The 18,638-nt window shown below is 30.9% G+C and carries 16 protein-coding genes; 8 read left to right on the plus strand and 8 right to left on the minus strand.

The window, feature by feature from the left end:
* Together ACIQ11_RS02915 and ACIQ11_RS02920 are read left to right on the plus strand one after the other, a co-directional pair.
* Positions 1-942: DNA gyrase C-terminal beta-propeller domain-containing protein (locus tag ACIQ11_RS02915; RefSeq protein WP_396152643.1), on the plus strand; the 942-nt coding region annotated here is incomplete at its 5' end.
* 49 nt (positions 943-991) lie between these two features.
* Positions 992-2,071, plus strand: a complete 1,080-nt coding sequence (locus ACIQ11_RS02920; RefSeq protein ID WP_396152646.1) for a hypothetical protein — start codon at positions 992-994, stop codon at positions 2,069-2,071.
* 42 nt (positions 2,072-2,113) lie between these two features.
* On the opposite strand, the gene ACIQ11_RS02925 is transcribed toward ACIQ11_RS02920, so the two are convergent.
* The 7 genes from ACIQ11_RS02925 to rplS all read right to left on the minus strand — a co-directional run bounded on the left by ACIQ11_RS02925 (position 2,114) and on the right by rplS (position 10,461).
* The gene (locus tag ACIQ11_RS02925; RefSeq protein ID WP_396152648.1) at positions 2,114-2,698 is read right to left on the minus strand and encodes an LURP-one-related/scramblase family protein; all 585 of its coding nucleotides are present in this window, start codon (positions 2,696-2,698) and stop codon (positions 2,114-2,116) included.
* A gap of 2 nt (positions 2,699-2,700) precedes the next feature.
* Positions 2,701-3,522 (minus strand): DUF6929 family protein, encoded by an 822-nt coding sequence (locus ACIQ11_RS02930; RefSeq protein WP_396152650.1) that lies wholly within the window; start codon positions 3,520-3,522, stop codon positions 2,701-2,703.
* A gap of 1 nt (position 3,523) precedes the next feature.
* A complete protein-coding gene (locus ACIQ11_RS02935) occupies positions 3,524-4,186 on the minus strand; it encodes a thiamine diphosphokinase (RefSeq protein ID WP_396152652.1) in 663 nt (220 codons plus the stop codon).
* A gap of 176 nt (positions 4,187-4,362) precedes the next feature.
* Positions 4,363-5,181, minus strand: a complete 819-nt coding sequence (locus ACIQ11_RS02940; RefSeq protein ID WP_396152654.1) for a DUF4249 domain-containing protein — start codon at positions 5,179-5,181, stop codon at positions 4,363-4,365.
* A 4-nt stretch (positions 5,182-5,185) separates the two neighbouring features.
* On the minus strand, positions 5,186-7,564 hold the full coding sequence (locus ACIQ11_RS02945; protein WP_396152656.1) for a carboxypeptidase-like regulatory domain-containing protein: 2,379 nt from the start codon (positions 7,562-7,564) through the stop codon (positions 5,186-5,188).
* Positions 7,565-7,687: 123 nt separating this feature from the next.
* Complete coding sequence (locus ACIQ11_RS02950; RefSeq protein ID WP_396152658.1) at positions 7,688-9,898, minus strand: NADP-dependent isocitrate dehydrogenase; 2,211 nt, start codon at positions 9,896-9,898, stop codon at positions 7,688-7,690.
* A gap of 212 nt (positions 9,899-10,110) precedes the next feature.
* Positions 10,111-10,461, minus strand: a complete 351-nt coding sequence (gene rplS, locus ACIQ11_RS02955; protein WP_353078200.1) for a 50S ribosomal protein L19 — start codon at positions 10,459-10,461, stop codon at positions 10,111-10,113.
* A gap of 217 nt (positions 10,462-10,678) precedes the next feature.
* Here rplS and tgt point away from each other — a divergent pair, with 217 nt between their 5' ends.
* The 6 genes from tgt to ACIQ11_RS02985 all read left to right on the plus strand — a co-directional run bounded on the left by tgt (position 10,679) and on the right by ACIQ11_RS02985 (position 17,922).
* On the plus strand, positions 10,679-11,809 hold the full coding sequence (tgt, locus tag ACIQ11_RS02960; RefSeq protein WP_353078198.1) for a tRNA guanosine(34) transglycosylase Tgt: 1,131 nt from the start codon (positions 10,679-10,681) through the stop codon (positions 11,807-11,809).
* 78 nt (positions 11,810-11,887) lie between these two features.
* Complete coding sequence (locus tag ACIQ11_RS02965; RefSeq protein ID WP_396152660.1) at positions 11,888-12,964, plus strand: LptF/LptG family permease; 1,077 nt, start codon at positions 11,888-11,890, stop codon at positions 12,962-12,964.
* Positions 12,951-13,871, plus strand: coding sequence for a DMT family transporter (locus tag ACIQ11_RS02970; protein WP_396152662.1), 921 nt, complete (start codon positions 12,951-12,953; stop codon positions 13,869-13,871). Before ACIQ11_RS02965 ends, ACIQ11_RS02970 begins: the two co-directional genes overlap by 14 nt.
* Positions 13,872-13,950: 79 nt before the next feature.
* Positions 13,951-14,907: an acetyl-CoA carboxylase carboxyltransferase subunit alpha gene (locus tag ACIQ11_RS02975; protein WP_353078192.1), complete on the plus strand. Its 957-nt coding sequence runs from the start codon at positions 13,951-13,953 to the stop codon at positions 14,905-14,907.
* Positions 14,908-15,053: 146 nt separating this feature from the next.
* Positions 15,054-16,613, plus strand: a complete 1,560-nt coding sequence (gene dnaB, locus ACIQ11_RS02980; RefSeq protein ID WP_396152664.1) for a replicative DNA helicase — start codon at positions 15,054-15,056, stop codon at positions 16,611-16,613.
* Positions 16,614-16,647: 34 nt separating this feature from the next.
* The gene (locus ACIQ11_RS02985) at positions 16,648-17,922 is read left to right on the plus strand and encodes an asparagine synthetase B (RefSeq protein ID WP_396152666.1); all 1,275 of its coding nucleotides are present in this window, start codon (positions 16,648-16,650) and stop codon (positions 17,920-17,922) included.
* 58 nt (positions 17,923-17,980) lie between these two features.
* Here the strand turns inward: ACIQ11_RS02985 and ACIQ11_RS02990 are convergent.
* Positions 17,981-18,638 (minus strand): hypothetical protein (locus ACIQ11_RS02990; RefSeq protein ID WP_396152668.1); only part of this gene is annotated, 658 nt, incomplete at its 5' end.

Consider the following 18,638-nt stretch of genomic DNA (forward strand, 5'->3'; position numbering starts at 1 on the left):
TATTTATTATTCTTTACTCAAAAAGGAAAATGTTTCTGGATGCGTGTGTATGAAATTCCTGAAGGAACAAAAGCAAGTAAAGGAAGAGCAATTCAAAACATCATTAATATTGAACCAGACGATAAAGTTGCCGCTTATATTTGCACACAAGACTTAAAAGACCAAGATTATATTAAGAGTCATAACTTAATTATGGTAACCAAGCAAGGTCAGGTGAAGAAAACCTCTTTAGAGAAGTATTCTAAACCACGTGTAAACGGAGTTGCTGCAATTACTATTAAAGAAGGTGATGAATTATTAGGAGCAAAATTAACCAATGGTGAAAGTCAAGTGTTAATTGCAGGGAAATCTGGTAAAATGGTTCGTTTTGAAGAAGCTAAAACACGTCCAATGGGTAGAACGGCTTCTGGAGTTAGAGGAATTACTTTAAAAGATGAAGCTGACGAAGTAATTGGAATTGTAACTGTTAATAAAGACGATATTAATGAAACACAAATTTTGGTTGTAACTGAAAATGGATACGGAAAACGTACTAAATTAGTTGATGACGACGGAGAAGATGTGTACCGAATTACAAATCGTGGTGGTAAAGGTGTGAAAACATTAAACATTACAGAAAAAACAGGTTCGTTAATTGCAATTAATAACGTAACAGATGATGATGATTTAATGATTATCAACAAATCAGGTTTAACGATTCGTATGATGGTATCTGACCTTCGTGTGATGGGTCGAGCGACTCAAGGTGTACGATTAATCAATATTAAAGGAACCGATTCCATCGCAGCTGTAACTAAAGTGTTGCGTGAAGATGAAGAAGTAGTGGAATTAGATGAAGATGGAAATCCAATAGAAGTATTGGAAGCTGAAACTTCTGAAGAAGAAACTCCAGAAAATAATGATTCAGATGTTGAACCTGACAACAACGAAGAATTGGAATAATTTTTAAGCCCAATTCGTTGGGCTTTTTTTAAACTAAAATAGTAACGAAATGAAAAAAATTGTATTAGGGGCTTTACTGTTGGCTTTTGCATCAACTTACGCTCAAAAAGATGAATTAAAAACATTAAAAAAGTTGTATGATAAAGACCAATTGTCTGCTGATGATTTTTCTAAATACAAAGAAACCGTTTTAAAGTTAGAAGCCGTTGCAAGTTCCGAAAATGATAAAGTTGCTGCGAATTTCTATAAAGCTATGCAACCATTAGCTGAAATGTCAACTATGGGAGCTCAACCTAACCCAATGATGATTCAGAAAATATTTACTCCTGAAGCATTTACAAGTATGGTAGAAGCTATGCGTAAAACACTTGATTTTGAAGCAAATCAAGAGAAAAAGGTATTTACAGATGAAATTAAAAATACAATTGATTCTTTCAAACCTGTTTTTTTACAAATGGCATTTGCCTATAACTCTTCTAAAAAATATAAAGAAGCATCTAGAGTTTTTTATAATACTTATCAGTTAGACCCTACAGATGTTGCTAATTTAGAAAATGCATCAATTACTGCAATGCAAGCTGAAGAATATGTAGATGCAGAAAAATATTACCGACAAATTAAAGCAGTTGGCTTAAAAGGTACAGGAAAAGGTAAGTTTGCTATAACTGAAGCTAATTTGGCTAAAAATATTGCTTCATTATCATTTTTCAATAAAAATGATGAACAAGCGAAAATAGATTTTTTGGAAGCTATAAAATTGAACCCAGATGAGGTTCAACTTCAAATAGATAATGCTACAATTTATTACAGAAATAATGATATTGCAACGTATCAAAAATTAATTGAAGGCATTTTAGAAAAAGATCCAAACAATGCTCAATTACAATATAATGTAGGATTCTTAATGTTAGCTGATGATGCTAAAATTGTAGATGAAATTAATGCCAATTTAAAAAATACAAAAATGTATAATGAACTAAATGCAAAAAGAAAAGCAATGTATTTAAAGGCATTACCTTATTTTGAAAGAGCACATCAACTTGATGTAGCAAATCAAGATATGAAAACAATTTTAAAATTGAGTTATGAAACTTTAGGAATGAAAGACAAAGCAGCCTCTGTTAAATAATAAAAAAAATCCCCAATTAAAATTGGGGATTTTTTTTATGTTTTATTCTTTAAAAACCATATCAATACACATTACTGCTGCAATAAGTAAAGGACGAAGTGCGCTTTCTTCTGCTACATCTGTAATATTTATTACATAGTTATCGGCGCTTGTGAAAAATTCTTTACCTAAACCAGCCCATTTTTTAGAAACATTAGCCAATTCTTTATTGTCTTTATTAAATTTAAAGTCCCAACCTGTCCATTTACCTTGTAGTGTACATAAATGTTTGTCTTGATGGTCGTGTACTTCAAATCGGCCACCAAATGAAAAGAATTTCTGTTTAAACACCCCAATTTTTCTTCCACCGCCATCAAAAACATCAATATCGGAACGAAAAATTGTCACGCCTCTTTTAATTTGAATGGTTAATTCACCAGATGCAGTTCTGATTTCAATATCAAAAGGTGTCATTCTTTTGTAATCTGTAAAACGAAATAGTTTTGTAAAAAAGCCTAAATTTGGTTCTCTACAAGTTAAAACTAATTCATTGTTTTCTGGATTAAAAATATCATAATTATTTGATGCTTTGAACATCCCTATTTTTTCTTTTACTAAAAAAATGTTTTGGTTAAAAATTGGATTCATAATTATTTTTTTAGGGTTAATTTATAAATTTTTGATTCTAAAATTTCTGTATCGTTATCTTCGCAGAGTAAAAAATGAATTTCTTTATCGTTGTTTTCATATAATGTAATGCCTTCAAATTTTTGCGTATTTGATATTATTTGTGTATCAATAATTTCAAATGTATCACTTTTCATTTTTCCAATAATTGACCCAAGTACTTCTCCGTCTTCATAAGTCGAAATAGTATCTTCTGCAGTTGCTAAAAAATAAATAAATTCATCAACTAAAACGGCATCTGTAAAGGAAACTTCAATGTTTTCAATTTTGGGTAAAGTTATCGATACAAAATGTTTTGAGAGTGAAGCATTATCAGGAATAATAAAAATTCCATTTTTGCTGTTTTTTCCATTTCCTCTTTGAAAAAGCAACATAGTTTTATTTGTACAAATAGCGCCTTCTATATTAAGTTCGTCATCGTTTAATGAAGCTAATTTTATTAAAAATTCATACAATACAGACAAATCATTTTTTTGTAAAGCATCATTTTCTAAATTTAAAGAAAACATTGTATTTCGTTGTGCCGTTGAACCAGAACCAAAAATAAAAATTTGATTTCCAAAATGAGTCAAAGCTTCTAAATCTAATTTGTCTTTTTTTGCAATATTTTCTTGCGGAGTATCTACTAAAGGAAATTTAAGAACTAATTTTTTGTCTATTACATATTGATATAAAAAAGTACTGTTGTCTGAAATAATAAAAAGTACATTTTGATAATATATTAATCCAGATGCAGAACCAATACCTTTTATATGCAAAAACTCGTTTAATTGAAAATTTTTCATTTTAATCAAAACTTTCAATTAATAATAAATTACCTTTTTCGTGAGTAATTGTAATTATTCCATCTTCGCAAACGTGATTACTGCTTCCTGTTCGAAATCCCAATTCTAAAGTTTCATTTTGTAATTTGTAAAATAGATTTTCGGTACAAATATTTTCTACTTTTCCTAATGGAATTAGCGAAATGATACTGTTTTTTGGATACCATTTTTTAAAGGAATTTGGTAACAAAAACACTTTTGAATGGTCATCAAATAAAACAATTTTTAATTGATTTCTGTACGAAGCAAGTGTGGAAAAATTATTTAAAGTATGATCCGCTCGTTTGCCAGTTGCCCAAACTACATTTGCCGCTTTATGTCCTTTTTGAATTAAAAAATCGAAAGCTTTTTCTAAATCAGTTTTATTTTGATCTGGGGTATGGATAATTTCAATTGGATAATGGTTATTTTTATAATATTCAGTATCAAAATTTCTATCGAAATCACCTAATAAAACATCAACTTTTATACCTAATTCCAGCACACGTTCTATCGCTGCATCTAAAACAATTACTAATGGTGACCATTCTAAAAGTTGTCCTAAAAGTTCGGTATTACAAGCCAAACCATTTGCAATAATTAATGCAGGCTCTTGGTCGTCGCGAACAATATGATGTGAAGACATAATTAATGTTTATGGTTTGTCGTTTTTAGTTTTTGTATGTTGATGCTTACAGAAGTCAAAGTTATTGTTTTTTATTGATTTTTGTAAATTGAAATTTAAAAAGAAACACAGATTTAAGTAATTATATAAATTTTTATAATTTCTTAAATCTGTGTTTAAAATAAATAGTGAATTTGTTATTGCACTACATAATTTTTCACCTCTACTTCAGATAATCTAAAATAACCTAACGGATAGTTTGTGTTTTTGGTTTGATTGATTATGTTGCCTTTTACTGTTGCTGGGGGTGTGCTAAACGGACCGTTGCTCAATCCGCCAGAAATACTTATTAGAATATTCATAAAATTATGGTAACGTTCTGAAATTCCGTGTAACGAAAATTTTACATTTTGTGTTGGCTTTAAGTCTTTATCAATTAGTAATGAAAACATTTGATTGCCATTAGTAAATTCATCGTTAAACACACCTAAAAGTGGGAAGGGTCTGTAAGGTACTTTATATTCTTCTAAATAAAAATTAGATTCTGCACCGTTATCTTGAAAATTAAATTTTAGTTCTATATCATTTCCGGTTATACCGTTTAAACTTTGTTGGATTGAACTGATTGCAGGAACTGGATATAGTTTATCTGTGGCAACATATGTTTGTCCGCTATGAATTACTGACAGCGTGTAAACCCCATTTAAAATAGGATTAAAATTGGTACATTTATAAATACCACTTGCTCCATCTTCTAAGAAATTAAAAACGGTGTTATTGGAATCTGTTATTTTTACAATTGCTCCATTTACAACAGGTACAATGTTGTTGAAATAATCAGCAGTCGTTGTTATTTTTATAGATTGTTCATTACCAGGCGTACCTTTTTCCCATTTAATAGAAGCATCAATAACCAATTTTGGTTCGCTATTATTTAAATCTACATCAACTACTTCTTCGCAACTAAATAGAAATAAACCAATTGCTAAAATGAAATATTTTATATTATTTTTCATTGTTTTAAAATTTAAAATTATAAGTTACACTCGGTACGATTCCAAAAATAGAAAGCCTTACCGCTTCATTTAAACCACTATCTTGATTTTGTCTGAAATTTATAGATGCTGCATTTTGTCTGCCATATAAATTATATACCGAGAAAACCCATTCGCCTTGCCATTTTCTTCCTTTGTTTTTTGTTGGATTTAAAGTAGCAGAAACATCTATACGATGATAAGCGGGTAAATTATCTTGATTTCTATCACTATATACAGGAACATTTATGCCTTGATATTGATATTGCGCCGTTGGAAAAGTTACCGGTTGCCCCGTTTGATAGGTGAAAATACTTCCAAAACTCCATTTTTGATTTAATTTATAACTTCCTGTTACATAAATATTATGTGTTTTGTCCCAACCTGTTTTGTACCAATTGCCATTATTTATTCCTGATTCAATAGGTGTTCTTCCAGCAGTTTGTTGTTCCGAACGTGAAAGCGTGTATGAAATCCAACCAGAAAGTTTTCCTACGTTTTTCTTAGCCATAATTTCTAATCCATAAGCTCGAGTTTTTCCTGCCAATACCACTTGTTCAATTGCTTCATTGGCAATTAAGTCAGCACCATCTATATAATCTAATCTATTTTTCACCATTTTATAAAACGATTCTACTTCTAATGTATAATCGCCATTTTTTAAATTTTTAAAATAACCCACTGCAAACTGATCTAAAATTTGAGGTTTCAAGAAATTATCACTAGGTGTCCAAATGTCTAAAGGTGTTGGCGATTGTGTATTCGAAATTAAATGTAAATATTGACTCATTCTATTATAACTCGCTTTCACAGATTGATTATCGTTAATAGTATACGCCAAAGCAATTCGTGGTTCTAAATTTCCAAAATTGGCAATAGTTTCATTTTTTCCATAATACTTTTTGTCAACAGGAGTTGCTTTTTCGTAAATGCCCAAATCTGCATCATACGTTACGGGTTGGTTATTTGCATAAACATTCATAGTTTGTTCGCCTAACCTATAAAACATACTATATCTTAATCCGTAATTTACAGAAAGTTTATCCGTTAATTTTTGTTCTGCATCAATATAAAAAGCAGGTTCGAAGGCGTGTTTTTTGGCAAGTTGTTTTTCATTAATACTCGAATTTGCATCTATTGGCTCAATTCTTCCTGGATTGAAATCATAATAAATAGCATTTGCGCCATAAAATAATTTATAACTATCCGAAACATAATGTTTAAAATCGTATTTGAAATTATAATTTTTAATGCCGCTTTCCCAATTAAATCCTATAAAATCTAAAGTCAAACCATAGTAATAATCACTATAAATAAACGAAGCATTTGAAAATAATTTATCATTAAATAAGTGATTCCATCTTACATTTAATACCGAATTTCCATAAGTGTTTATAAATTGATTGTTTAAACTAAAAACGTCTCTTCCAAAATAACCAGATAAAAATAAGTTGTTATTCTCGTTTAATTTGTAATTTATTTTTGTGTTTAAGTCATAAAAATAAGCGGTGTTGTTATTGTCAGCAAGTTTTAAAAATAGATGGGCATAACTACTTCTTCCTGCTACTAAGAAAGAGCCTTTGTCTTTTACAATTGGTCCTTCGGCTAATATTCTACTTGAAATTAAACCAATTCCACCATTCATACCGAATTTTTTACTATTTCCTTCTTTCTGATAAATATCTAATACAGAAGCCACTCTTCCGCCAAATCTTGCAGGAATTCCACCTTTATATAGCTTTAAATCTTTAATAGCATCGGCATTAAAAACAGAGAAAAATCCGAATAAATGAGAAGAATTATAAATTGTCGCTTCGTCTAATAATATTAAATTTTGATCTGCAGCACCACCACGAACGTTAAATCCAGATTGCCCTTCACCAGCATTTGTAACGCCAGGCAAAGTTAAAATTGACTTAATCACATCTACTTCACCTAAAATGGCTGGCATTGATTTTATTTGAGAAATAGTTAGTTTGTTGACGCTCATTTCTGGTTTGTCAATTTGTAGTTTTTTTGAGTTTCCGGCCACTACAACTTGTTCAATCTCATTTGATTTTTCATTTAAAAACAAATCTTTTTTAGTGTTTGATTCCAATGTAATTACTTCTGAAAAACCATCGAAACTTAAAGAATTTATTTCGATTCTATATTCTCCTTTAGGTAAAGTAATAGAATAAAACCCATATTCATTGGTTAATGAAGTGCGTGAGATAGTGCTATTTTGAAAAGAAATTGTTACGCCAATTAACGTTTCATTAGATTTTTGATCTTTTACTATACCGCTTAACGTTACTTTTTCTTGTGAAAAGGCAACTGTAAAGAGTAATATAAAAAGTAGTGTTAAAAAGTTATTTTTTTTCATTTTTAATTGTTTCGATGTTGGATACAAATTTCGCAAAAATAGTACAAAATATCTGTTAAGTTGACGTTAATTAAAAAAAGGCGATATAAAACTACATCGCCTTTAATTACTTTGTAAACAAATTTACATTTTATTTATTATAGCATTTAATGTTGTGCTTGGTCGCATCGCAGCAGTCAATAAACTTTCATTTGGTTGGTAATATCCGCCAATTTCTTGTTTTTTACCTTGAGCCTCAATTAATTCAGCATCAATTTTTGCTTCGTTAGCAGTTAATTCTGCTGCAATAGGAGTGAAGTAGGTTTTTAATTCAGCGTTTTTATTTTGCGAAGCCAATGCTTGCGCCCAATATAATGCAATGTAAAAGTGCGAACCTCTATTGTCTAATTGACCAATTTTACGAGCCGGAGATTTATCATTTGCTAAGAATTTTTCAGTAGCTTCATCTAAAGTTTCTGATAAAACAATTGCTTTTTCATTATTTAAACTTTGTCCTAAATGTTCTAAAGAAACCCCTAAAGCTAAAATTTCTCCTAATGAATCCCAACGTAAGTAGCCTTCATCAATAAATTGCTCTACGTGTTTTGGTGCAGAACCACCTGCTCCAGTTTCAAATAAACCACCACCATTCATTAATGGAACAATAGAAAGCATTTTGGCTGAAGTTCCTAATTCTAAAATTGGAAATAAATCGGTTAAATAATCACGTAACACATTTCCAGAAACTGAAATGGTGTCTTTTCCTTCTCTAATTCTTTTTAATGTTTCCGACATAGCGTCTTTAACATCTAAAATACGAATATCTATACCTGAAGTATCGTAATTTTTTAAATATTTTTCTACTTTTTTGATAATTTCTCTATCGTGAGCTCTATCTTTATCTAACCAAAAAAGTGCTGGAGTATCAGATAAACGAGCTCTGTTTACGGCTAATTTTACCCAATCTTGAATAGGAGCATCTTTAGTTTGACACATTCTGAAAATATCGCCAGCTTCTACTTTTTGAGAAAGTAAAGTCGTGCCGTTTTCATTTTCAACTTTAACTGTTCCAGCTGCAGACAATTGAAAAGTTTTGTCGTGCGAACCATATTCTTCTGCTTTTTGAGCCATTAATCCAACATTTGGCACAGAACCCATTGTTCTTGGGTCTAAAGCACCATATTTTTTCATATCGTCAATAACTGCGGTATAAAAACCAGCATACGAACGATCTGGAATCATTGTAATAGTATCTTCTTCTTTCCCATCTGTATTCCACATTTTCCCACCACTTCTTGCTAAAGCTGCCATAGAAGCATCTACAATAATATCAGAAGAAACGTGAAAATTAGTAATTCCTTTATCAGAATTCACCATAGCTACTTTTGGTCCGTTTGTTAAAGCAGCAGCTAGGTCTTGTTTAATAGCTTCTTCTTCAGAAATTCCAACAATTTTATTGTACAAATCTTGCAAACCATTATTCGGATGAATGTCTAAAGATTTAAATAGGTCTGAATATTTAGTATAAACGGCTTCAAAATAGGTTTCAACAATAGCGCCGAAAATAATTGGATCCGAAATTTTCATCATTGTAGCTTTCAAATGAGCAGAAAGCATTACGTTTTTTTCTTTTGCGTATGCAATTGTTTTCTTTGAATATTCTTTTAAAGCTTTTAAATTCATTATTGAACTATCAATGATTTCTCCAGCTTTTAAATTTGAAAAATCTTTTAATACAGTTGAAGTGCCATCATTTCCTTCAAATACAATTCTGAATTTCGAATCATTTTCAATGGTTGTAGAAGTTTCAGTTCCGTAAAAATCGCCTTCAATCATATGTGCGACTTCTGTTTTAGAATCGGCATTCCAAGTCCCCATTGAATGTGGGTTATGTTTGGCGTAATTCTTAACGGCTTTTGGTGCACGTCTATCTGAATTTCCTTCACGTAAAACAGGATTTACTGCAGAACCAAGTACTTTTGAATATTTTACTTTTATTTCTTTTTCTGTATCGTTTTGGGGTTCTTCTACAAAATTAGGAATGGCATAACCGTGTGATTGCAATTCTGTTATGGCTTCTTTTAATTGAGGAATGGAAGCAGAAACGTTTGGTAATTTTATAATATTTGCTTCTGGCGTTGTAGCTAATTGTCCTAATTCGGCTAAATTGTCAGCTACTTTTTGGTCGTCTTTCAAATATTCAGGAAAGTTAGATAAAATTCTTCCTGCTAATGATATATCTCTTGTTTCTACATCAATATTTGCCGTTTTGGTAAACGCTTTAATTATGGGTAAAAACGAGTGTGTAGCCAACATAGGCGCTTCATCCGTTATGGTATAAAAAATTTTCGACATATTTTATATAGTTTGTTTATTTCTAAATTAAGGTTAGCAAAGATAAGAAATTTAGAAGTATTTTAATTCGTAAGTCATAAAAAATAGCACAATTTCGAAATTGATAATTTAAACCTTAAAAATTACAGATTTAATAATTTATAGCTCAAAAAATAAGGATAAAAAAAAATCCCGATACAATCGGGATTTTTTTATGAGTACAAATATGAAGATTAACCTCTTCTTTCTTTGATTTTTGCTTTTTTACCAGTAAGTTCTCTAAAGTAGTAAATTCTTGCTCTACGTACTTTACCTTTTTGGTTCATTTCAATTTTTTGTAAAGCTGGCATATTAATTGGGAAGATACGCTCTACACCAATTGCTCCAGACATTTTACGGATTGTAAATGTTTCAGTAGAAGAAGATCCTCTTTTTTGAATTACAACTCCTTTGAAAAACTGAGTTCTTGTTTTTTCACCCTCTTTAATTTCGTAGTACACAGTAATAGTGTCTCCAGCGCTAAAGTTAGGAAAGTCTTTTTTCGATACTAATTCGTTTTGAACGAAATCAAGTAAATTTGACATAATTTTTTATATAAATCATTAAATCTAAGCAACATACACGTCTTTCGCCAGAGGTTGATTAAAGTGGATGCAAAAGTAATACTATTTTTTATTTTTGCAAATAATTATTCAATTAAATATCTGTAAGCGTTAATTTTATTGTAAAGTTTTAAAAACTTACGGTTTCTAACTTCTAACTTCTAACTTTTAAATTATATTTGCCCTTTAAAATGAATATATGAAGTTTGATTTATTAAAAACCGATGCTCAAAGCCAAGCAAGAGCTGGACTTATAACTACTGACCACGGTGTTATTGAAACACCTATTTTTATGCCTGTTGGTACGGTTGCTTCAGTAAAAGGAGTACACCAGCGCGAATTGAAAAACGACATTAATCCAGATATAATTTTAGGAAATACCTATCATTTATATTTAAGACCAAAATTAGACGTATTAGAAAAAGCAGGAGGTTTGCATAAATTTATGAATTGGGATAGAAATATCTTAACCGATTCTGGAGGTTACCAAGTATATTCATTATCAGGTCGACGAAAAATTAAAGAAGAAGGGGTGAAGTTTAAATCGCATTTAGATGGTTCATATCACTTTTTTTCACCAGAAAATGTTATGGAAACCCAGCGAACAATTGGTGCTGATATTATTATGGCTTTTGATGAATGTACGCCGTACCCTTGTGATTACAAATATGCACAACGTTCTATGCATATGACACATCGTTGGTTAGATAGATGCATCAACCATTTAGATACATTGCCTTTTAAATACGATTATTCTCAAGCATTTTTTCCAATAGTTCAAGGAAGTACTTATAAAGACTTACGTCAGCAATCTGCGGAATTTATTGCAAGTAGAAATCAAGTTGGTAATGCGATTGGAGGACTTTCAGTAGGTGAGCCAGCGGAAGAAATGTATGCGATGACAGAAGTGGTAACCGCAATTTTGCCAAAAGACAAACCTCGTTATTTGATGGGAGTAGGCACACCAGCCAATATTTTAGAAAATATCGCATTAGGTATTGATATGTTCGATTGTGTGATGCCAACTCGAAATGCACGAAATGGTATGTTATTTACCTCTGAAGGATTTATCAATATCAAAAATAAAAAGTGGGAAGAAGATTTTTCTTCAATTGATGCGATGGCGCATACATATGTAGATACGGATTATTCGAAAGCGTATTTGCGACATTTATTTATTGCAAACGAATTTTTAGGAAAACAAATTGCAACCATTCATAATCTTGGATTTTATATGTGGTTAGTTCGCGAAGCAAGAAGACAAATTTTGGCAGGAACTTTCAGAGAATGGAAAGAAATTATGGTTAAAAAAGTAACAACGAGATTGTAAGGTTTTGTTTAAAAGGTTGCTATTTATAAGTTTAGGAGTAATTCTAAAAAGTCACAAACAAAACAAGCCAAAAAAATTATGAAAAAAATAGATTGGTACATATTTAAAAGATACTTAATTACATTTACAGCTATGTTGTTTATGTTTATTCCTATTGGAATAATTATCGATGTATCTGAAAAAATCAATCGTATGATTGAAAACAAAGTGGCTTTTAAAGATGTTTTAGTTTACTATTACGGATTTACTATTTATTTCGCCAATTTATTATTTCCAATTTTTCTGTTTTTATCAATCATTTGGTTTACTTCAAAATTAGCCAACAATAGCGAAATTATTGCTATACTAAGTTCTGGGATTTCATTTACTCGTTTTTTACGACCTTATATTTTAGGTGCGACATTAGTATCTTTAGTAACTTTATTGATGGGTTTTTTCATTTTGCCGGATGCCAGTGAAAAGTATTGGGGTTTTAGGTATGAATATCTTAAAAAAAATGGGCAAGAAAGACAAACATCAGATATTTTTCGTCAAGTAAAACCAAACGAATTTATGTATGTTAGTAGTTATAACGGAATATCGAAAACAGGATTTGATTTTATTTACGAAAAATTTAACGGCAATAAATTAGAATATAAATTATACGCAAATCGAGTAAAGTATAATGAAAAAACAAAAGATTATACGTTATTTAATTATGTAAAAAGAACAATCGGAAAAGAAAATGACATCATCGAAAGGCAAGAAAAATTAATTCGAAAATTTGAATTTGAACCGGATGATTTAACACCTGTAATATACGTAGCTGAAACTATGAATATATTTAATTTGGTTCATTTTATTGATAAAGAACGATCTAAAGGAAGTTCTAATTTGGATGTATATTTAGTGGTGTTATATAAAAAATTCAGTACACCAGTATCTGCATTTATATTAACCATAATTGCAGTTTCTGTTTCAGCAATGAAGCGTAGAGGAGGAATGGGAATAAATTTAGCTATTGGAATTTTAGTTGCTTTTTCATTTGTGTTTTTCGATAAAATCTTTGGAACCTTAGCTGAAAGTTCAAGTATTCCTCCGTTTTTAGCGGTGTGGTTTCCTAATTTTATTTTCGGAATTTTAGCATTTTATTTATTAAGAAATGCCAGACGTTAGTTTAAAACATAATTTACATCTTCATTTAATTGTTTTTATTTGGGGTTTTACTGCCATTTTAGGTAAGTTAATTTCTTTAGATGCATTGCCTTTGGTATGGTGGCGAATGTCATTAGCGGTTGTTTTGATTTTTGGATACATTTATTACCGAAAAACAAGTTTTACCTTATCCAGAAAAGATATTATTTTATTACTGATTTCGGGACTTGTAATTGCTTTGCATTGGATTACATTTTTTAAAGCTATAAAAGTTTCTAATATTTCGATTACCTTGGCTTGTTTGTCAACAGGTGCTTTTTTTACCTCTATTTTAGAACCTATTTTTTATAAAAGAAAAATGGTTTGGTACGAAATTGTATTTGGACTTGTTGTTTTAATTGGCTTGTATTTTGTAATAGAATCTTCCGAGCCAAATTTTATTCAAAAAAGTTTCAATAGTAATATGACGGGTACTATGCACGGTGTACTATTAGCTTTAACTTCAGCGTTTTTGTCGGCAAGTTTTTCTATAGTAAATGGAAAATTTGCACAAAGAATAGATGCTACAATCGTATCTTTTTACGAATTATTAGGTGGTGTCTTGTTTTTAAGTGTTTTCTTACTTTTTACACAGCAATTTTCAACAGAATTTTTCAACATTACACTTTCTGATTTAATGTGGTTAGGTATTTTAGCATCTGTTTGTACTGCCTATGCTTTTATTGCCTCTGTAAACGTTATGAAATACATTTCTCCTTACACAGTAATGCTTTCTATAAATTTAGAACCCGTATATGGAATTGCCTTAGCGGTTTTAATTTTCGATAAAAACGAACAAATGAGTTTTTCATTTTATATAGGCGCTGCAATTATTCTAATTACAGTGATTTTGAATGGATTAATTAGAAATTATAAAAAAAGTAGTTAGATATCGCTTTAAAAATTATTCAAATAATTATTAAATAGTATCTTTGTATTTACAAACAAATTAATAAAAATTAACTTTTATGGAATATTTAGATTTTGAATTGCCAATAAAAGAGCTTGAAGATCAATTGGAAAAATGCGTTGTTTTAGGTCAGGAATCAGATGTTGATGTTTCTGCAACTTGCAAACAACTGGAAGATAAATTAGAAAAAGCAAAAAAAGATTTATATAAAAATCTTACGGCTTGGCAGCGAGTTCAAATGTCGCGTCATCCAAACAGACCGTATACTTTAGAATACATAACCAACCTAACAGATGGTACTTTTTTAGAATTATTTGGAGACAGAAATTTTAAAGATGACAAAGCTATGGTGGGTGGCTTAGGAAGAATAAACGGACAATCGTATATGATTATCGGGCAACAGAAAGGTATTAATACTAAAATGCGTCAATTACGTAATTTTGGTATGGCAAATCCTGAAGGATACCGTAAAGCATTACGATTAATGAAAATGGCAGAGAAATTTAATATTCCTGTATTAACCTTAATTGATACTCCAGGAGCATATCCAGGTTTAGAAGCAGAAGAGCGCGGACAAGGTGAAGCTATTGCTCGTAATATTTTTGAAATGGTACGATTAAAAACGCCAATTATTTCTATTATTATTGGTGAAGGCGCTTCAGGAGGTGCATTAGGAATCGGAGTTGGAGATAGAGTTTTTATGTTAGAAAACACTTGGTATTCTGTAATTTCTCCAGAATCTTGTTCTTCTATTTTATGGAGAAGTTGGGAATTTAAAGAGCAAGCAGCTGAAGCTTTAAAACTTACAGCTATTGATATGAAAAAGCAAAAATTAATTGACGATATTATTCCAGAACCACTTGGTGGGGTGCACCGTGATAAAGAAACGATGTTTAAAACAGTTGAAAAAGTGATTACAAAATCGTATAACGAATTAAAAGACTTATCAACAAAAGAATTAGTAGCACAAAGAATGGAAAAATACAGTAAAATGGGAGAGTTTTCAGATAAATAAGAACGATTTCATAATTTATCCGTCTTATCATTTTTCATTGATAAGACGGATTTTTTTTGACATATTAACAATAAAAAATAGTTATTAACAGTTTCTCTTTAACAAGTTAAATTCAATATTACTACATTTTTTTTTACTTTCGCTTTATGGAAAAAGCATTTACAATAAACCCCGTTAAGGTAGATAAATCAACTACTATTAATTTAGAAAAAGGAAAACTTCCACCACAAGCTGTAGATATCGAAGAAGCAGTTTTGGGAGCTATGTTAATTGACGTAAAAGCTCCAGGTGAAGTTATTGATTTATTAAGTCCAGATGTGTTTTATAAAGAAGCACACAAATATATTTATGAAGCCATTAATCAATTGTTTCATAGTACGCCTCCGCAACCAATTGATTTATTAACGGTTTCGGCACAATTAAAAAGAAACGGAAATTTAGAATTAGCAGGTAGCGATTTTTATCTAATACAACTGACGCAAAAAATTGCTTCGTCGGCACATATCGTTTTTCACGCTCGAATTATTCTTCAAAAATTCATTCAAAGAAGTTTAATCTCAATTTCAAGTAAATTAATTGAAGATTGTTATGATGAAGGAATGGACGTATTTGATTTATTAGATACTGCTGAAACTAATTTATACGAAATTACACAAGGAAATCTTAAAAAAGGATACGAAACAGCACAAAGTCTTGTAAATCAGGCTAAACAACGTATTGAAGAAATATCTAATAAAGAAGGATTATCCGGAATACCAACAGGATTTAGAAAATTAGACGATTTAACTTCTGGATGGCAACCTTCAGATTTAATTATTATTGCGGCTCGTCCTGGTATGGGAAAAACAGCATTCGTTTTATCAATGGCAAGAAATATTGCCGTTTCAGGAAACGAACCTGTTGCATTATTTTCACTGGAAATGTCTTCTGTACAATTAATTACACGTTTGATTTCAAGTGAAACCGGGTTAACTTCAGAAAAACTTAGAAAAGGTGATTTAGAACCACACGAATGGGAGCAACTAAACGTCAAAGTTAAAGATTTAGAAAAAGCACCTTTATATATTGATGATACGCCTTCGTTATCTATTTTCGATTTACGTGCAAAAGCCCGTCGTTTAGTTTCTCAACACGGTATTAAATTAATTGTAATTGACTATTTGCAATTAATGTCTGCAGGAACTTCAGGAAAAGGTGGCGGTAATAGAGAGCAAGAAATTTCTATGATTTCAAGAAGTTTAAAAGCTTTGGCAAAAGAATTAAGCGTTCCTGTAATTGCACTTTCTCAGTTATCTCGTGCTGTGGAAACACGTGGTTCAAGTAAAAGACCCTTACTTTCCGATTTACGTGAATCGGGAGCAATTGAACAAGATGCAGATATTGTATCGTTTATTTATCGTCCAGAATATTATAAAATTGATAATTGGGATGATGATGAAGCAGCTCCTACCACAAATCAGGCAGAATTTATTGTTGCAAAACATAGAAATGGTAGTTTAGATAATATCCGATTGAAATTCTTAGGACAATTTGGTAAGTTTGATAATTTAGATGAATTTGGAATGACATATAACGATTCGATGCCTTCTAAAATGAATTTAGACGCTCAAAATCCGTTTGCAACACCAAATTTGCCATCACCAAATGATGCCTTTGGAAGTAGTATGAATTCTGGTTTTAACGAAGATAGCGACGTGCCATTTTAATCATTAATTTGTATATTTACAAAAATAGCTTTTGATGAACCATATAAAACACCTTGTTTTTTCACTGATTTTAATTTGTTTTACAAAATTAAATGCGTCTTCGGTATTGTTACCAATGGATAGCGATGGGCAACAAAATCATTTAAAAGCGTATGGAATTACGTATTGGGCTTTAGCTAAAAATTATAAAGTAAATTGGTTGTTAAATTATCGTGGTGGATCTTTTTTATTGCCAGATGGTGATGATATTAGAAAAGAATGTCAGATTAGAGGCGTGTCATTTGAAGTATTAACAGATGCTGCAACAGCTTCCATATTAGAAGAAATTAGTAGTCCATCTCAAAATATGGAAACGGTGGTTTTAGAAAAAGCGCCTAAAATTGCAGTGTATACTCCAAAAGGCAAGCAACCTTGGGACGATGCAGTAACTATGGTTTTAACGTATGCCGAAATTCCTTACACAGAAATTTACGATACAGAAGTACTTTCTGATCAACTTGTTTTGTATGAATGGCTGCATTTACATCACGAAGATTTTACTGGTCAATATGGTAAGTTTTTTGGAAATTATAGAAATGCGCCTTGGTACATTCAGCAAAAAGCAGAAGCAGAAGCATTAGCTAAAAAGTTAGGATATAATAAAGTATCTGAAGAAAAATTAGCAGTCGCTACTAAAATAAGAGATTACGTAATTGGTGGCGGATTTATGTTTGCTATGTGTTCTGCAACGGATAGTTTTGATATTGCGCTTTCTGCACAAAATACAGATATTTGCGAACCTATGTTTGATGGTGATGCCAGCGAACCTAATTATCAAGCCAAAATTGATTACAATAACACTTTTGCGTTTAAAGATTTTATTTTGGAAAAGCAACCTATGAAATATGAGTTTTCTGATATTGATACCACAGAAGAACACGGTAAAGGAAGTTTTTCTATGGAAGTAGATTATTTTACTTTAATGGATTTTTCTGCAAAATGGGACCCAATTCCAACGATGTTATGCCAAAATCATACACAAATTGTAAAAGGATTTATGGGGCAAACAACGGCTTTTGTTTCGGAAAAAATTAAATCGAATGTTTTGTTAATGGGAGAATGTAAAATTAATGGTGAAGCAAGATACATTCACGGAACTAAAGGCAAAGGAATGTTTACTTATTATGGTGGTCACGATCCAGAAGATTATCAGCATAGAGTAGGAGATGCACCAACAGTTTTAGATTTACATCCAAATTCACCAGGATATAGATTAATTTTAAATAATGTGCTTTTTCCAGCAGCTCGAAAAAAGAAACTTAAAACATAAAAAAATATCCCAAACTCAATTTGAATTTGGGATATTTTAGTTTGTATTAAAAGGTAAATTACATACCTCCTAATTCTTGTTGTAATTCTTCTTGTGTTACTTTTTTGTATCCTTCTGGCACTGTAAAGCAAGATGCAGAAGGCGCTTTGTCTACTGCAGTAGCTAATAATACCACTTTTCCTTTTTCGCTATTTACTTCAACTTCTAAAGGAAATCCTGTAAGTTTTAATTTATCTGCAGGTAAAGATTGTACCGCAATAGCTTCTGTAATATAAAAGGTATTCACTACTCCGCTATTCATTGTAACTAAAGCTTTATAACATTTATACCCTAAAATTTCTTTAGTTGCTTTTTTATCATAAGTAACTGATTCAGCATCTTTTAGAGAAGCTACATCTGTGTTAGCAAATCCTTCTGCTTCACCTGTTACTTCATATTTTTTACCCATCATTTCCATTAGCATTCTGGTTTCTTTTGGGTTGTTTTTGTCAATAGAAATGGTTTTTACAGATATCATTCCGCCCATCATATCCAGTTGAGTTGCTGAAGATTTTTCATCAAATGAGATTTTAATAGTATTTGTTCCCATTGCTGCCATTTCTTCATTGTCAGGCATTGTCATTTCATACGTTACAGCGCCTGTTTTTGTTTGTGCATAAAATTGTGTAGATACAATTGCAAAGGCAACGAATGCTAATTTTTTTAAGTTTTTCATA

It is taken from the genome of Flavobacterium sp., from assembly GCF_044361065.1.
Taxonomy (GTDB): domain Bacteria; phylum Bacteroidota; class Bacteroidia; order Flavobacteriales; family Flavobacteriaceae; genus Flavobacterium.

What these genes read in the sequence shown, in the direction of transcription:
- ACIQ11_RS02985 (WP_396152666.1), top strand. Translation starts at nt 16,648, where the DNA reads ATGAACCATATAAAACACCTTGTTTTTTCACTGATTTTAATTTGTTTT.
- ACIQ11_RS02970 (WP_396152662.1), top strand. Translation starts at nt 12,951, where the DNA reads ATGCCAGACGTTAGTTTAAAACATAATTTACATCTTCATTTAATTGTT.
- ACIQ11_RS02920 (WP_396152646.1), top strand. Translation starts at nt 992, where the DNA reads ATGAAAAAAATTGTATTAGGGGCTTTACTGTTGGCTTTTGCATCAACT.
- ACIQ11_RS02975 (WP_353078192.1), top strand. Translation starts at nt 13,951, where the DNA reads ATGGAATATTTAGATTTTGAATTGCCAATAAAAGAGCTTGAAGATCAA.
- tgt (WP_353078198.1), top strand. Translation starts at nt 10,679, where the DNA reads ATGAAGTTTGATTTATTAAAAACCGATGCTCAAAGCCAAGCAAGAGCT.
- rplS (WP_353078200.1), bottom strand. Translation starts at nt 10,461, where the DNA reads ATGTCAAATTTACTTGATTTCGTTCAAAACGAATTAGTATCGAAAAAA.
- dnaB (WP_396152664.1), top strand. Translation starts at nt 15,054, where the DNA reads ATGGAAAAAGCATTTACAATAAACCCCGTTAAGGTAGATAAATCAACT.
- ACIQ11_RS02965 (WP_396152660.1), top strand. Translation starts at nt 11,888, where the DNA reads ATGAAAAAAATAGATTGGTACATATTTAAAAGATACTTAATTACATTT.
- ACIQ11_RS02930 (WP_396152650.1), bottom strand. Translation starts at nt 3,522, where the DNA reads ATGAAAAATTTTCAATTAAACGAGTTTTTGCATATAAAAGGTATTGGT.
- ACIQ11_RS02945 (WP_396152656.1), bottom strand. Translation starts at nt 7,564, where the DNA reads ATGAAAAAAAATAACTTTTTAACACTACTTTTTATATTACTCTTTACA.
- ACIQ11_RS02950 (WP_396152658.1), bottom strand. Translation starts at nt 9,898, where the DNA reads ATGTCGAAAATTTTTTATACCATAACGGATGAAGCGCCTATGTTGGCT.
- ACIQ11_RS02935 (WP_396152652.1), bottom strand. Translation starts at nt 4,186, where the DNA reads ATGTCTTCACATCATATTGTTCGCGACGACCAAGAGCCTGCATTAATT.
- ACIQ11_RS02940 (WP_396152654.1), bottom strand. Translation starts at nt 5,181, where the DNA reads ATGAAAAATAATATAAAATATTTCATTTTAGCAATTGGTTTATTTCTA.
- ACIQ11_RS02925 (WP_396152648.1), bottom strand. Translation starts at nt 2,698, where the DNA reads ATGAATCCAATTTTTAACCAAAACATTTTTTTAGTAAAAGAAAAAATA.